The 15,238-nt window shown below is 64.5% G+C and carries 11 protein-coding genes; all 11 read left to right on the forward strand.

The features are described from left to right. The first annotated feature begins 193 nt into the window (after window positions 1-193). A complete protein-coding gene (locus tag BBTA_RS02915) occupies window positions 194-694 on the forward strand; it encodes a cupin domain-containing protein (RefSeq protein ID WP_012040947.1) in 501 nt (166 codons plus the stop codon). Continuing rightward, complete coding sequence (locus tag BBTA_RS02920) at window positions 691-1,926, forward strand: MFS transporter (RefSeq protein WP_012040948.1); 1,236 nt, start codon at window positions 691-693, stop codon at window positions 1,924-1,926. The genes BBTA_RS02915 and BBTA_RS02920 overlap by 4 nt, the downstream gene beginning before the upstream one ends. Before the next feature lie 531 nt (window positions 1,927-2,457). Continuing rightward, a complete protein-coding gene (locus BBTA_RS02925) occupies window positions 2,458-3,288 on the forward strand; it encodes an N-acyl homoserine lactonase family protein (protein WP_012040949.1) in 831 nt (276 codons plus the stop codon). 145 nt (window positions 3,289-3,433) lie between these two features. Continuing rightward, a complete protein-coding gene (locus BBTA_RS02930) occupies window positions 3,434-4,558 on the forward strand; it encodes an NAD(P)/FAD-dependent oxidoreductase (protein ID WP_012040950.1) in 1,125 nt (374 codons plus the stop codon). A 1,380-nt stretch (window positions 4,559-5,938) separates the two neighbouring features. Next, window positions 5,939-7,864 (forward strand): TonB-dependent siderophore receptor, encoded by a 1,926-nt coding sequence (locus BBTA_RS02935; RefSeq protein WP_244424316.1) that lies wholly within the window; start codon window positions 5,939-5,941, stop codon window positions 7,862-7,864. 227 nt (window positions 7,865-8,091) lie between these two features. Beyond that, a complete protein-coding gene (locus BBTA_RS02940; RefSeq protein WP_012040952.1) occupies window positions 8,092-8,520 on the forward strand; it encodes a ParB N-terminal domain-containing protein in 429 nt (142 codons plus the stop codon). Further along, window positions 8,520-9,887, forward strand: coding sequence for a Y4yA family PLP-dependent enzyme (locus tag BBTA_RS02945; RefSeq protein ID WP_041750287.1), 1,368 nt, complete (start codon window positions 8,520-8,522; stop codon window positions 9,885-9,887). The genes BBTA_RS02940 and BBTA_RS02945 overlap by 1 nt, the downstream gene beginning before the upstream one ends. A 10-nt stretch (window positions 9,888-9,897) precedes the next feature. Further along, entirely contained in the window at window positions 9,898-10,908 is a 1,011-nt protein-coding gene (locus BBTA_RS02950) for a PLP-dependent cysteine synthase family protein (RefSeq protein WP_012040954.1), read from the forward strand. After that, window positions 10,905-12,044, forward strand: coding sequence for an NAD/NADP octopine/nopaline dehydrogenase family protein (locus BBTA_RS02955; RefSeq protein WP_041750288.1), 1,140 nt, complete (start codon window positions 10,905-10,907; stop codon window positions 12,042-12,044). Before BBTA_RS02950 ends, BBTA_RS02955 begins: the two co-directional genes overlap by 4 nt. Continuing rightward, a complete protein-coding gene (locus tag BBTA_RS02960) occupies window positions 12,044-13,936 on the forward strand; it encodes an IucA/IucC family siderophore biosynthesis protein (RefSeq protein WP_041750289.1) in 1,893 nt (630 codons plus the stop codon). Before BBTA_RS02955 ends, BBTA_RS02960 begins: the two co-directional genes overlap by 1 nt. Continuing rightward, a complete protein-coding gene (locus BBTA_RS02965) occupies window positions 13,933-15,135 on the forward strand; it encodes an MFS transporter (RefSeq protein ID WP_012040957.1) in 1,203 nt (400 codons plus the stop codon). Before BBTA_RS02960 ends, BBTA_RS02965 begins: the two co-directional genes overlap by 4 nt. Window positions 15,136-15,238 lie beyond the last annotated feature (103 nt).

The following is a 15,238-nucleotide window of genomic DNA, read 5'->3' on the forward strand; positions in this document are numbered from 1 at the left end:
GGAGCAGCCGCGTGCTGCATTCGGGCGGGCTTCATCGATCTCGACCAGCGCTGCGGCGGTGCTTGCTGTGGAGGTCCGGCGCGGCGCAGGTCTGAGCGCGTCGGAATTCGGTCGAGCGAGCCATTGAAGAGGCCGCAGTGCCACCTGACCATCGATCAGCACCTGGCCCAGGTCGGAAGGGAGAAAGTGAAGCATGTCGCTCAGGGTGGGAGATTACGTCCGCTATGCGGATTATCGCGCGCATTTCGACGCCGACGTCGCTCGGCCTCCCGTGCTGTGGCGAAGAAAGGATCTGCTCAAGGTTCTGGATGCAGCTGATAAGGACGAGCGCGGGACCGTTGCTCTCTCGAGCACGGGAACGATCGATGGGCTCACGATCATGGACGGACTCTCGATGACCGTTCAGGTCGTGCCGGCGGGATCGTCGACGCGGCTGCACTCTCATTCATGGTGGCATCTCTTCATCATCCAGTCCGGCCATGGTGTGGTCTGGTTTGGCGACGGCGGCGATGAGGCGCCGGTCCAGGCGGGCGACCTTCTGCTCGTGCCGGCCTGGAGCGATCACGCGTTTCGGTGTTCATCCGAGGATGCCCTGGTAATGGCCGTGCTGGGTAATCTGCCGCAACAGGCGCGGCTATCGAACAAGCTCGCTCGCGAGCCGGGGGATCCAATGGCGGTCGGGAAACGCGCATGAGTGAGGTCGATCAGTCGCTTCCGCAAAAGGCATCGTGGCAGATCGGGTATCGCTGGATCGTGCTCGTCGTTGCGTCGATGGCGCAGGCAACCGCCTCGGTCGTGTCGCAGGGATCCTATGTGATGGTGCCGTTCTGGCGGGAGGCGTTCGTCCTGAGCGAGGCGCAGACCGGGGCGCTGCTTGCTGCCATGAATGGAGGGCAGATCCTCTCCATGATCCCGCTGGGCACGGCGATCGATCGTTATGGCGAGCGCGTGGTCGTCGGCGTCACCATGCTGGCGATGAGTGCCGTATCATTCGCGATCGGACATTTTGTCGACAGCTATGTCGGGCTTCTGTTTGGTCTGGTGGCGCTCGGCGCGTTCTACGCATCGGTGCAGCCTGGCGGCACGCGCGCGATCCTCAAATGGTTTCCCCCCAGCGAGCGCGGCTTCGCCATGGGCATCCGCCAATCCGGCCTGCCGCTGGGAACGGCGGCGGCGGCATTGCTGCTTCCGGCGCTTGCAATCAGTGCCGGCTGGCGCAACGTCACCCTCGTGCAGGCCGGCATCGGCATGGCCGGTGCGTTGCTTTTCCTCGCCCTGCACCGCGATCGGGATCTGCCGCCCCAAGGTGGCGCAAAGGGGCGCATTCCGTTCTTCGCTCTCGTCAAGATCATCAACGAGACACCTGGATTCAAGGCGACATTGGCCGCCGGCGCCATCATGGCGGGATTCCAGTACACCTTCTCGACCTTCGTCGTCGTGTACCTCGCGTCGGCCGTCAAGGCGCAGCTCCTGACGGCTTCGTCGTTATTCGCGCTGACTCAGATCGTAGGCGTAGTGGGACGCGTATCGCTGGTCTCGATCAGCGACCGGCTCTGGCCCGGGCGGCGCACCCGAACGCTGCGCTGGCTGATGATCTCCTGCGCGGGTCTCACGCTGTCCCTGTTGATGCTGCCCGCTGGGGCCTCGACCGGCCTGCTGGTGCCGCTATTGGCCGCCTTCGGTCTCGCCGGCATCGGCTGGTATCCGGTCTGGCTGCTCCAGGTGGGCGAAAATGCACCGAAAGAGGCGGTGGCTGCGACCGTGAGTTTCGCCATGACGCTCAACCTCGTCGTGATCAGCCTCTCGCCGCCGCTCTTTGGATTGATTGCCGATCTCGGCGGGTATGTCGCTGCTTGGATCGCGGTTGCGGTCGGCGTGACGATCGGCGCGCTCGCGCTGCGTGAGCGTCGGGTCCCCGTCGCATGACCGACGCGCGTGACCGCGAGGCATCGGGCGTTGCGCGGCATTGAGGGAGTGCCGCTCGACGGGGAGCGCGCGCGAGAGCTGTGAGACCGGCGCCGGCCGCGCGCAAGTCTGCGGCGGCGGCGCTCGTCTGTGCGATGCGCAGACGGCGCGCGGCCTCCGATGACTGCGGATGCGTTCGCGCGACACGGCTTGAAATTCACAACCCGCATTCACAACCTGCACCAGTGAAGCTCGGTCGCCATTTGCGCTGGGACATCTGCTGCTGTCGATGGCATTGAGCTGCAGCCAGCGCCGGCGAGGTGCGGGCGGATCGCCATGATGTCGCAAACGCGCGTGTCGTTGGTCGCGAAGGTCGAACTATATATTCGCTTCGATATCAGGCGATCACAGCACCGGACATCGGACGACAAATCCGCTGGGATCGACGCTGCATGATAGAGCCAGATATAGCTTCTGAACGGTTCGCGGCCGTCTTAGTCTTGCATCAATGGTCTTGATGGACGTCGTGGTCCGATCTGATGGAGTAGACTGGTGTACGAGGTTTTTGCGCTCCACGTGGCGTCCGATCCGCATCGTACGGTGGGGAAGAACTTCTTTTTCGATGCGCTGCCTGCCGATGTCGATACGGCGATGCCCCAGGATTATTTCTTCTGGGTGATCCGTGGAGATGATCGCGCCATCGTGGTCGACACGTGTTTCCTGGGCCGTGCGGCTGAGCGCCGCGGCAGGGTGATGCACGCATTGCCAGGGGTGCTGCTTCGTGAGCTCGGGATCGCGCCGGCGAGTGTCACGGATCTTGTCATGACCCACCTGCATTGGGATCACGCCGGTGCGCTCAGTGAGTTTCCGAATGCGAGAGTGTTCGTGCACGATGAAGAGCTCGCCTATTGCACCGGTCCCGCGATGCTGTATCCGCAGGTCAGCAAGATCTACGACGTCTCCGATATTCAGAACGTGTTGGGGCTGCTGTTCGCCGGGCGGCTGAGGCTCATTTCCGCCGATCGGGAGACGCTGTTCCCTGGCATCGTGGCCGCGAAAGTGGGCGGGCATACGCCGGGGAGCCTGGCGCTGCAGGTGACCACCGAACGTGGCGTCATCGTGCTTGCATCGGATGCGGCGCACTTCTGGGCCAACTACAGCCGGCGGAGCCCATTTCCCATCCTGGATAGTTTCCCGCAGGCGCTGCGTGCCTTCGACGATATCGAACGACTTGCGCTCGGCGAGCTGCATCGGGTCGTCCCCGGTCATGATCCGCTCGTGCGTTCGGCGTTTCCGTCGTTGGGTCGGAATGAACGGATCAGTTGTCTTCATGAGCGGCCGGTCGCCGACATTGCCTCCCTCGTGGCGGCTCAGTTCTCCTGAGAGAAGGCGCCCCCGCATTCACGACGCCGGCACGCAGCGCGAGCCGGGTCGGGCCGGTGCGGCAGGAAGACGGCTTCAACGGCGCTTCGCAGATCGAGAGCGTGCGCGTTGGCTGCATGGCTCAAGCGAGCATCGGAGATGACGGATGAATGACGCGTATGAGGTGGACACTGTCATCGTTGGAGCGGGCATCGTGGGGGTTGCGCTGGCTCGGGAGCTGGCGTCCGCCGGGCGCGACGTGCTGGTCATCGAACGCGAGAAGCGCCATGGGCAACATCAGTCGTCGCGCAACAGCGGGGTGATCCATGCCGGATTCTACTACCCGTCCGGCAGTCTGAAAGCGCGTCTGTGTTGCGGGGCCAATCGGGATCTCTATCGCTACGCGGAGAGCCGGGGCATCCCGCACAAGAAGGTCGGCAAGCTTGTCGTCGCGGCAAACGCAGATGAGGTGGTTGGCCTGCAGCGGCTCGCCGCCCGCGGCGCCGAATGCGGGGTCGACGGACTCGAGATTCTCGATGCGGACCAGGCGCGGCGGTTGGAGCCTCAATTGTCGTGCTTCGCGGCCATTCTGTCGCCGTCGACCGGCGTCATCGATCCGCTGGCCTATCTGTTGTCGTTGCGCGGCGAGGCCGAAGCCGCAGGTGCGTCATTCGCGATGAGCTGCCGTGTGGTGCGAGGCGAACTGGGGACTGCTGGTTGGCGGCTCTGGCTGGCGGCTGAGGAGGGCATGGTCCAATTGGAGTGCCGGTTGCTGCTCAATTGCGCGGGCGTTGAGGCGCCGATGCTTGCCGCTTGTCTGGAAGGTTATCCTGCCGACCGTGTGCCGCCTCACTATCTGGCTAAGGGGCACTTCTTCACCTGCACGGCTCCTGTCCCATTCAACCGGCTGGTTTACCCCGTTCCCGGCAGCGTCGGTCTTGGTGTTCACTTGACCCTGGACGTTGACGGCAGCGCCAAATTCGGCCCGGATGTCGAACTCGTCGAGCGGATGTCCTATGACGTGCCGCCGGCGCGGGCCGAAGGATTCTACGCTGCAATTCGAAAATTCTGGTCCGGTCTTCCCAACGCGAGTCTTCAGCCGTCCTATGCGGGGATACGCGCCAAAATCGGCTCTGTTGGCGCCTCCCAGGATTGGGTCGTCGACATGCCGTCCGACCATGGCGTTGGAGGGCTCGTCAATCTATTCGGCATCGAATCGCCTGGCATGACGTGTGCCGTTGCGTTGGCGCAAGAGGTATCGCGGCGGCTTCGCGTCGAGTCTCTCCTGTGATGAGGATTGGACGCGAGCTTCCAAGGATTGCCGACTTGGATTCGAAAGCGGCGGAAGCCGGATTGGAGGCATCGCCGGCCGCTTCGCAATCTTGACCGCGCGAGAGATCCTGTTCATCGCGATCGGTGGATCATCGCTCTGAAAGGCCAGCTCTAACCTGATCGACAACTCAGCACCTGTCCTGCCTGCCGTCAGGCGGCGCTGGCGAGGTGCAGCTATCAAGTCCTGTGCTGCGCGCATGAGAATGCGCCGAATGCCCTGCCGGCATCGATAGATGCTGCCTAACGTCGATCGTGCTGCAATCATCTCCGAGGCCGTGTGATCCCATTCATGCCGTGGCGGGGGTGGTCGCTCGATCCGTTTCACCGAAATGTCACTTTCGACGTCGTGAGTTCACCGCAATCGAGCTCGACAATCATGCTGAGTCATCGCGAAGCGATGCCTCTGCTCGGCTGTGTTGCGTAAGGCTCAGCTGAGTGCCGCCATCGCCGAGATGAGCCTAAGGCGTCCTCGCAGCGGCTGACTTCCGCCGGGAAGGCCGTGCGCATAGGCGCGCTCCGGGAAATCGGTCCCCTGCACGCAGCAATCAAATTGAGACAGATTCGATGCACGCAACTCATCGGCGTGGCATCTGTTTGGCGGCATCTTCAAATGCGCTGCATCGTTTAGACATCGTCCGTCTCCGGGAAAATGCCATGCGTACATTCGGGAAGTATGTCCCGTGGCGCGCCTTAGGATGAATCTAAACGATAGGGTCAGATAATTAGATGATCGATCGTCGAGGCATTCTAATTAGTCGCGAACGCATTTGCGTTGCGGCCGCTCGAATGTCGCCCTAAGCAAAGCGGTAAACAAGTAAGGGCAATCTGTGATCGGTTTGTCGGCGTGAACGCTACCTTAGCGGGTAAGCTTCTAAGGAAGCCGACCGCAGCGTGATCAGCGTCCTCAGAAGCAGATGCCGAGTCGACTCGTTATCCGCGGTCACCGCAGGCCGATCGTGGGATCAATGCGGCATGCTGGCCTGTGTTGGGGAGTTTGGTGGGAATGCGGCGTACTCGCGTGGGGGGAGCAGTAGCTCCATTTGTTGCGACTTTGTTGGGTGGAGTGACGTTGTTCGAGATGCCCGCCCATTCTCAGCCGCAGGCTGAAATGGCGCTGCCGCCCGTGACGGTTGATGCCCCCACGGCTCGGTCGACTCGCGCCGTGCCAGCCAAGCGGCCTCCCGCACGCACTCGGTCCGCCTCGCGGCGCAGCGCGCCGCCGCCCCCGTCACGCGCTGATCGCGCACCGGAGGCGTCATCGCCCGGCGTCGCGCCGGCCTTTGCCGGCGGTCAGGTCGCTCTCGGGGGACGCGTGGGGCTGCTCGGAAATGTCCCTACGATGAAGTCGCCCTTCAATGTCGCCAGCTATACGGACAATTTGATCCGGGACCGGCAGGCCGCGACAGCGGCGGATGCGCTGATCCTTGATCCCTCCGTGCGCAGCACTCATCCGGGCGGCGGTGTGCTCGACTCCTTCAACATTCGCGGCTTTCCGATCGGCGAAGGCAACAGCGGGGAATTCGCCTTCGAGGGCCTCTACGGAATCGCGCCGACCTATCGGCTGTTCACCGACTATATCGAGCGCATCGAGGTGCTCAAAGGGCCTTCGGCTGCGCTGTCGGGCGCCGCGCCGAATGGCGGCGTCGGTGGTGTCATCAATGTCGTGCCCAAGCGCGCCGGGGAGGATCTGACCCGCTTCACGCTGGATTACGGCTCGACCGCCCGGTTCGGAGGGCAATGGGACGTCGCGCGACGCTATGGTGCCGGGCGGGAATGGGGCGTGCGCGCGAGCGGCAGTCTGCGGGGCGGTGATACGCCGATCGACCGTCAGTCTGAGACGACCGGCGTTGGCTCGCTTGCCCTCGACTACCAAGGCCAGCGCTACAGGTCCTGGCTCTATCTGCTCGCCCAGACCGATCGGTTCGACGCGCCCGTACGGCCTTTCCTGATGGCTCCCGGTGTGCAGGTGCCGAAGGCGCCGGACGGCAAGTTGAATGTCACCCAGCCCTGGGAATGGTCGCGCATCGACGACAAATCCGTGTTGTGGCGGAACGAATATGATCTGAGCAATCAGGTCACGCTGTTCGGCGATATCGGCGGCTCGCGAACCGATGTGTCACGCTTCTTCGGCCTGCCGACGATCATCAATGCGCGTGGCGATACCACGTCGACGCCGCAATTCTTTGGGCTGAACATCGATCGATACACCTATGATGGCGGATTCCGCGCGCGATTTGACACCGGAATTGTTCACCATGCCCTGACTGTCCAGGCTTCGGTCTATCATGACGAGCTGTACCGGCGCTTGACCAACGGAACGCTTGTCACCTCGAACATCTACAGTCCGAGCCTCGGTGCCACTCAGTTCGTGAACGATATGCCGGGGCGTCCGCGGCTCTCGGACAGCACGCTCACTGGCGTGTCGGTCGCTGATACGCTGTCAGTGCTCGACGAGCGCGTGTTGTTGACCCTGGGCGTCCGGCGCCAGGGTATCGAGGCGAATAATTATCTGTCCAATGTTGGAACGCTGACGTCGTCCTACGACAAGAGCGCGACCACGCCCGTGGTTGGCCTCGTGATCCGTCCCTTGGAGCACCTGTCTCTGTATGCAAACTACATCGAAGGCCTCAGCCGCGGTGACGTCGCGCCGCAGCAAGCTTCGAATTTCGGCGAGGTTCTCGCTCCCTATGTCGCAAGACAATATGAGGCCGGCATCAAGGTCGATTTCGGCCGGCTCGCGACCACTCTCAGCGGCTTCGAGATCTCGAAGGCGAGCGGGGAGCTGTTTGCGGGGCGCTTCGCGGCCACCGCCGAGCAAAGGGTACGGGGGATCGAGCTCAACGTTGCCGGCGAACTCACGCAGAGCGTCCGCGTGCTCGGAGGCTTGGCGATTCTGGATGGGACCCTGACCAAGAGCGCGGTCGCGTCCAATGTGGGCCATACCCCCATCGGCGTTCCGAACCTGCAGGCCAATCTTGGCCTCGAATGGGACCTGCCGTGGGTCGCAGGGCTCACTTTGAACGGCGCCGTCATCTATACGGGCAAGCAATTCATCGATGCGGGCAACAGCCAGTCCATTCCGGATTGGGCGCGGCTCGACCTCGGGGCCCGCTACACAACGATGATCAACGGCAAAAAGACGGTGCTCCGCGCGAATATCCAGAACGTGACCGGGGAGAGCTACTGGTCAAGCGTGGCGTCATTCGGGACTTTCTTCCTCGGTGCGCCGCGCACCTACCTGCTGTCGATGAGCGTGGACATGTAGTTGCCGCGTCGCTCGTCAGCCGGAACGTAAGCGAAGCACGATCATGGATACCGCAACGATCCGTCTGCGGCTCGGTGAGGCGCATGGTCGTGCCTCGCCTCCTCCATCGCTGTGCGGGGCGCCACGGCTTGCCCTCGCAGCTGGCGCCTCGGGGCAATGTCGCGGCTCTGCTCCAAGGACGTGGTGAACAACAGCCGCTGGGTCAGATGGAGATCGAGTTGATCGAGATGCAAGTCCGCCTCGTATCGCCCGAAAGCTTGATTCCAACCGAGGACGTCGATCCCGAAAGGGTCATCGCGCTGCAGGCGCAGATCCTCCGCCAGGATATCTGGACTGTTCCCATTACCATTGAGAAGGACGCGCTGTTCGTCATGGACGGCCACCATCGGCTCACGGTGGCACGTCGCCTGCGACTGGCGTTCATCCCGGTGGTGCCGCTGGACTACACGGTCGTGCGGTTGGAGAGCTGGCGGCCGGATCTGACGATCACACCCGCATGCATCTTTGCGATGGCGCGCAGCGGCCGGACCTTTCCATGCAAGACGACGCGACACATCGTCGACCAGGGCCTGCCGAGCTGCAGCCTCTCGCTGGAGGCCTTGCGCCATCCTGCGCCGGCCAGGCTTGCACCAGCTGACCTCGAGAGAGCCGGGTGATGTTGTTGCACGGCCACAAGCTTGGCGCATGTTTGCCGCCTCTTCTGAGGTCCGGCGCCCTGGCGCTGCTCACCGAAAACGGCGCGATCCTGCACGGCTGGATCGCGCATCATGGCTCCCCAACCCATCTGATCTGGCCTGAAGAGCTGCAGAGCAACATCGCGTCGCTCAAGTGTGTGCTGCAGGATAGCGGCGTCGCGCACGCGATCTATTATGGAGCGAAGGCCAACAAGTCGCCGGCGCTGTTGGCCGCCGCGCTGGGCGCCGGCGCAGGCATCGACGTGTCGAGCCTCTATGAGCTGCGCGAGGCAAGGCGCGTCGGTGCGGACGGCGCGCAGATCGTGGCGACCGGGCCGGCGAAGACGGCCGCGTTCCACCGCGAGCTCATTGCAGCGAACGCGCTCATTTCGGTCGATTCGCCCGAGGAGCTCGACGATCTCATCGGCAGCTTGCCGTCGGACGAACGCGAGCCGGTCTGCCCGGTGCTGTTGCGGTTGCGCCCTCACAGCCAGGCGCAAAGCCGCTTCGGCATGCCGGCCGCCGCCATTCGGCGTTGCCTGGCGCGGATCGCGGACGAGCGCAGATTGCGCCTCGATGGGCTGCACTTTCACTTGGGCGGTTATGATTGGCCGTCGCGCGCGCAGGCGATCGACGAGGTTGCCGGCCTGATCGGCGAATGCCGCGCACGCGGTTTCTCGCCGCGGATGATCGACATCGGCGGCGGGCTTCCGGCCCAGTATGTCGATCATGACGTCTATCAGGCGCATCTCGCGGCACAGGCGCCCGAGGATTATCGCACGCGCGAGGTGCCGGCTTCGTTCTATCCCTATGGCGGCAGGCTCTCTGCGGCCACTTGGCTGCGCTGTCTGCTGCGCGCGCCGCTGGCCGACGGTCGCAGCATCGCGGACTATCTGACCGATGAAGGGCTGGTGCTGGCGATGGAGCCGGGGCGGGCGCTGGCCGATCACGCGGCGCTGTCGGTCTTCCGGGTGACGCGCGTGAAGGCACTGGCCTGCGATGCGCATGTCCTCTTCGTGGAGGGCAGCAGCTTCAGCGCATGCGAAACCTGGTTCCGATCCGAATTCCTGGTCGACCCGATCCTGATTCCGCGCGACGCGCGCCCGGCCGGCGCTCCGCCGATCAGAGCCTATCTCGCGGGACATAGCTGCCTGGATGACGACGTGCTCTCCAACCGCTGGCTGACCTTTCCGGTCGCTCCGCAAGCGGGAGATCTTCTCGTCTACGCCAATACTGCCGGCTACCAGATGGATCTGCTCGAAAATCAGTTCCACCGCCACCCGATGCCGAACCGCCTCTGCGTCGCCCAGGACGGCAAAGGGCAACTCACGCTGATTCCCGATACATAGGAGAGGCACAATGCTCTGCACGACCGTAAGCCAGCTGATCGGCCAGACGCCGGTGATGCCGATTGCCGTTCCGAACAGGAATGCCAGCCTGGTGCTCAAGCTCGAGAAGAACAATCCGGGCGGCTCGATGAAGGACCGGATGGCGCGCAGCATGGTGCTTGCCGCGCTCGAGGACGGCCGGCTGCCGCCGGGCGGCACGATCGTCGAATCCTCATCCGGAAACACCGGAATCGGATTGGCGATCATTGCCTTGGAATTGGGTCTCCGCTTCATCGCCGTCGTCGATCACCACGCCGCCCCAGACAAGATCCGCATGATGCGGGCGCTGGGCGCCGAGATTCGCTATGTCGAAGGCGACTACCGGGAGGACGAGGTGGCGGTGGTGGCGCGGCAGCGGCTGGCGGCGCAACTCGGTGCCCAGCTTCCCGGCGCCTTGTTTATGAATCAGTCGGACAATCCGGCGAATCCGGCCGGCTATGCCGGCTTTGTCGAGGAGCTTCTGACGCAGCTTCCGGACGGCGTCGACGCCTATGTCGGTTGCGTCGGCACCGGCGGTTCGATGACGGGAATCGCGCAGCGATTGAAGAAGCTCAATCCCGCGGTCCGCACCGTCGCCGTCGAACCTGCGGGCTCGATCGTGTTCGGCAAGCCCGGCCATCCCTATTATCAGTCCGGCACGGGAACACCGGCAGGAGACGACATCGGCAAGGTGCTCGATTATTCGTGCATCGATGAAGGCGTGCAGGTCACCGACACGCAGGCGTTCGAAACGGCACGATTCATCGCGCGCCGCTACGGGCTCCTGGTCGGAGGATCGACCGGAGGGGCGATCTACAAGGCGCTCGAATTCATCGCGGCCGGCAAATTGTCCGGAACGGTGCTGACGCCGGTCGCTGATGGCGGCGAGAAATATCTCGGCTCGATCTTCGACGATGATTGGATGGCCAAGCGCAATCTGCTGGATCCGGCCGTCGCCATGCAGCTCGAGGCCTGGCTCCCGGGCCGGGCGCGTGCAGCATGAGGGTGGCCATCTGCGGTGCGGGCCGCACCGGGCATGCGAACGCCGTGCTGTTCAAGCAGCGGCCCGGCGTCAGCGTGTCGGTCCTGACAGGGGCAGCCGATGTCGCCGAGCGGTGGGCGAGCGGCGACCAGATCTGGCGCGCCCATACCCGCGATGGCGATGTCCTGAGCGGGCGCCCCGATCACGTCGGCACCGATCCGCGCGAGGCGCTCAGGGATGCGGACATCGTCATCGTGACGCAGCCGGCCCATGCACGCCCGGCGCTGCTGCAGCAGATCGCTCCCCACCTGCCCCGCGACAAGCGGGTCCATGTCGGTGCGATCCCCGGTTTCTGCGGCTTCAACTGGCTTGCGGCGCAGGCGCTGGCCGGGATGGACAATGTGGTGATCTGGGGCATGAAGGACGTGCCGCATACGGCGTTCGATCTGGTCGCGGGCGAGCAGGTGCGCATCGGAGGCGCGAAGTCGCAGCTGTTCGCAGCGCTTCATGGCCGCGACAGCGCGACGAACGGGGCCGAGCTGCAGGCGATGCTGGCACGTCTCTACGACGCTCCGGTGCTGCTCCTCCAGAACTACCTGGAGATCACGCTGACGCCGGGCAACGCGCTCATGCATCCCGCTGTGCTCTATGCCCTGATCGGTCCCGGTGCACCTTGGGAAAACAAGCCGTTCGACGGTCCGCTTCGTTGGTGGAGCGATTGCCCGCGCGCCGGAGCCGAACTGCTCGAGGCCTGTGACGCCGAGAACCAGGCCATCTGCAAGGCGGCCGAAGCGCGTCTTGGCATCGACCTCAGCTCGGTGAAACCGCTCCGCCAGGAATTGATCGAGGCCTATGGCGCCCAGATCGCGGACGATCGGACGATGTATTCGCTGTTGCGGACCAACCGGGCCTATGCGGGCATTCGTGCGCCGCTCGTCGCCAATCCGGACGGGCCCGGGTTCGTCATCGATCGCGCCAGCCGCGCCTTTCACGAGGACATCGCCTGCGGCCAGGCACTGCTCGTGGCCTTGGCCGCACGGCTCGCGGTTGCCACGCCGTCGATCGCGAAAACCTACACTTGGGCGCTCAACTATCACGGCGGGTTCACCGCCGGTGTGCCGAGCTGCTTGCCCGCCAACTGGCCGGAGGACGTCTGATGGATGAGACATTGCCCGGTGTCGCTGCCGATGCCGAGGTCCAGGTTGACGGGGCGCGATTGCGCGCGAACGCGTCGCGCAATGCGCTCAACCGGCTCGTCCGCTGTCTGTTCGCCGAGCGTCTGCTCGATGCTGAAGCGTTGCTGTGGGCGCACGATGCCAACCAGGCATGGCTCCCGCTGTGGCAGCAACGCCTCGTGCTGCATTTCAGCGACCTCAGGCGCGCGCCGGCCAGAACCCTGCGCAATCGCGGCGCCATCGATGTCGTGGATGAGGCCGGCCGCCGGCGCCGGATCGATGGTCCCGCCGAGCTCATCACGCTTGTGGCGCCAGCGCTGGCGATCTCGCCGGCGCCGGATGGCGTCGCGACGCTGATCCGCGACGTCGAGGACAGCATGCGCAATGACGCCATGGCGCGGCGTCACCGCGACAGCTGGAGCGCGGAGTTGCGGACGCAGGTGGCCGATGCGGGCGAACCGGGCCTGCTGGCCTATCTCGCCGACAGCCTGCCGTCGCATCTGGCGGCGATGACGCTCGATCAATGGGGGGCGCTGGAGGGCCATCCGTTCTATCCGACGTGGAAGGCCAAGCCCAATCTGGCGCCGGACGACGTCGCCGCCCTGTCGCCGGAATTCGGGGCGCGCGTTCGCGTCCGCGTGGGCGCGCTGCGCAAGCAATGGGCCTATGTCGAAAAGATGCCTCATGTCGAAAGCTATGCGGACTGGTTCGCGCAGAACTTTCCCGATCTCTGGCAGGACTGGGTGAAAGGATTGCACGAACGCGGCCAATCGGCCGATGATTGGCTGCCGCTGCCGGTCCACATCTGGCACCTCGACCATTTCGTGCGGCGCGAATTTGCCGCCGAGATCGCAGCCGGGGTGTTCGATCCGGATGGTCCGGACATCGTGACCCTGCCGTCGATGTCGTTCCGCACGATGCTGCCGTTCAGTACGCAGCCGCGCCCCTTCATCAAATTGCCGGTGGCGATCTGGATGACGAGCGAGCAGCGGACGCTGCAGGCCAAATCGATCCATATGGGACCGCGGCTCAGCCGTCTGATCGCCGACATCCTGTCGCAAGAGCCCGAGCTTCAGGACAGTCTGGAGATCTTCACGGAGGAACTCGGCGCCATCCTGCATCATCCCACGACTGGCGATGAGCATCCGGGTCGCTTCCTCTCCGTCGTCTACCGCAACTCCGACGCGCTGGCGCGCCATGATGGTCTGCTGCCGGTCACCGTGGCCGCGCTTCTGACGGCAAGCCCGATCGATGGCCTGCCGCTGCTCTGCGAACTGATTGCGCGCTCTGGCGACCAGAGTGAAGCGGCGCCGGTGGCATTCTTCCGCGCCTATGCCGCGATCGTCGTGCGGCCGGTACTTGCGATGTATCTGCTCTATGGCGTGGCTTTCGAGGCGCATCAGCAGAACAGCTCGGTCCTGTTCGACGCCACCGGCCGCCCGCGCAAACTTCTGATCCGCGACTTCGGCGATGGCCGCAGCTTTGCGCCGCTGTTCCAGCAACGCGGCCATCGGATCGAGCCGTTTACGCGCGAGGGCATTCTGCCGACGACCTTTGATGACGATATCAGCCTGGTGCGCTCGTTCGTCATCGATGCCTGCTTCGTCTGCCACCTGCATGAGGTGGCGCTCTGCCTGGATGAGCATTATTTGTTCGCGCACACCACGCCATGGCATATCCTGCGCGAGGAGATCGAGAGCGCCTTCGACGCGCTCAGGCCGCGCATGTTGTCGGACGCGTTCTGGCTGGACGAACGCAAGGCGTTTCTCGAGCAGCCATGGCCCACGCGTTCGGTGCTGCGGATGCATTTGGAGCGCTACCGCGACTATCGCGTCGAGCACGAATTGCCGAATCCGGTGGCGGATCTGGCATGACGTCCGCGTCCGCCGCGCTGCGCGGCTTCGGTCCCGTCGTCGGTCTGCTGTTCGGGCTGCAATTCGTGTCGATGGGCGCCATGGAAATGAGCGGCCCGTTCTGGCCGATCCAGATCAAGCTGCTCAGTCCGTCGGAGGGAGCTTTTGGTCTGGCTGGGATCGGCGTCTATCTCGGCCCGATGATCGGAATGTCGGTGACCAGCGCCTTCTGGGGGCGGATGGGTGATCGCTACGGCAACCGGCTGATGATGGTCCGGGCGCTGATTGGCCTCGCGGTCACGCAGTTGCTCGTCGCGGCGGCCGCGGATGTGTGGACGATCGTGGCGCTGCGCACGCTGCAGGGCGGCTGCGCCGGCTATATCGCGCCGGCTCAGGCCTATGGCGTGCAGATCACCGGCGGAAAGGATCGCGCGCGCCTGTTCGCCTGGCTGCAGATCGCCACCAATGTCGGTTCGATGGGCGGCGCATTCCTCGGCGGCCTCATTCTCGATCGCATGCCTTTCGCGGCGGTCAACCTGACCGCCGCCGCGATTTGTGCGCTCTGTGCCGCGCTCGCCTGGTTGAGCCTGCCCATGCCGACGCGCGCGGCGCCTGTCGCTCCTCTCCATCGCGAGCCTGTTGCGGCGCCCGGCGCGGCGGGCGCGGTTTCGATCCCCGCGGTCCTGATCCTGATGGCGATGCTGCTGGCCAGCCGCATGGTGCTGCAGGTTCCGTTCTCGCTGTATATGAGCCAGATCTTCGGCGCCCGGCATTGGATGATGGGCGTGATCTATGGGCTGCTGGCCTGCGGCTTCGTCGTCGCTGCGCCATTCTGGGCCCGGCTGGTCGAGCATCGAAGGCCACGCGACGTGCTCGGCGCAAATGGGCTGATTGCTGCGGCTTGTGCGCTGGTGACATATCTGGCGGGCGGCACGGATTCCGTCGCCCTGTTCGCGCTGCTTTATTTCATCTGGGGCATGTTGCTCGGCGGAACCACGCCTCTGCTTCTCGCCCTCGTGTCGGCCGCAGCGGCCCATGATCGACAGGGCTCCGCTTTGGGTCTTGCCCAGGCGCTGCAGCAGGGCGCGTCCGCAAGCGGAATCATCGCCGGAGTCGTGGCGACGCAGCTCTACGGCATCGAGGCGGCGTTCCCGCTGGTCGCCGCGCTCTATGCGGTGTCGTTCCTGGTGGCGCTCGGCATCTGGCTCGCGGCGCGGTGAGCTGTCACCGGGCGTTCCAGCCAACGGGCGCGCGAGATCCGTTTGCCGGCGCGTCGCGAGGCTCATCCTTGTTTGTTTGTTAACGTCCCCTCCGTACCTTTGC

It is taken from the genome of Bradyrhizobium sp. BTAi1, from assembly GCF_000015165.1.
Taxonomy (GTDB): Bacteria; Pseudomonadota; Alphaproteobacteria; order Rhizobiales; family Xanthobacteraceae; genus Bradyrhizobium; species Bradyrhizobium denitrificans.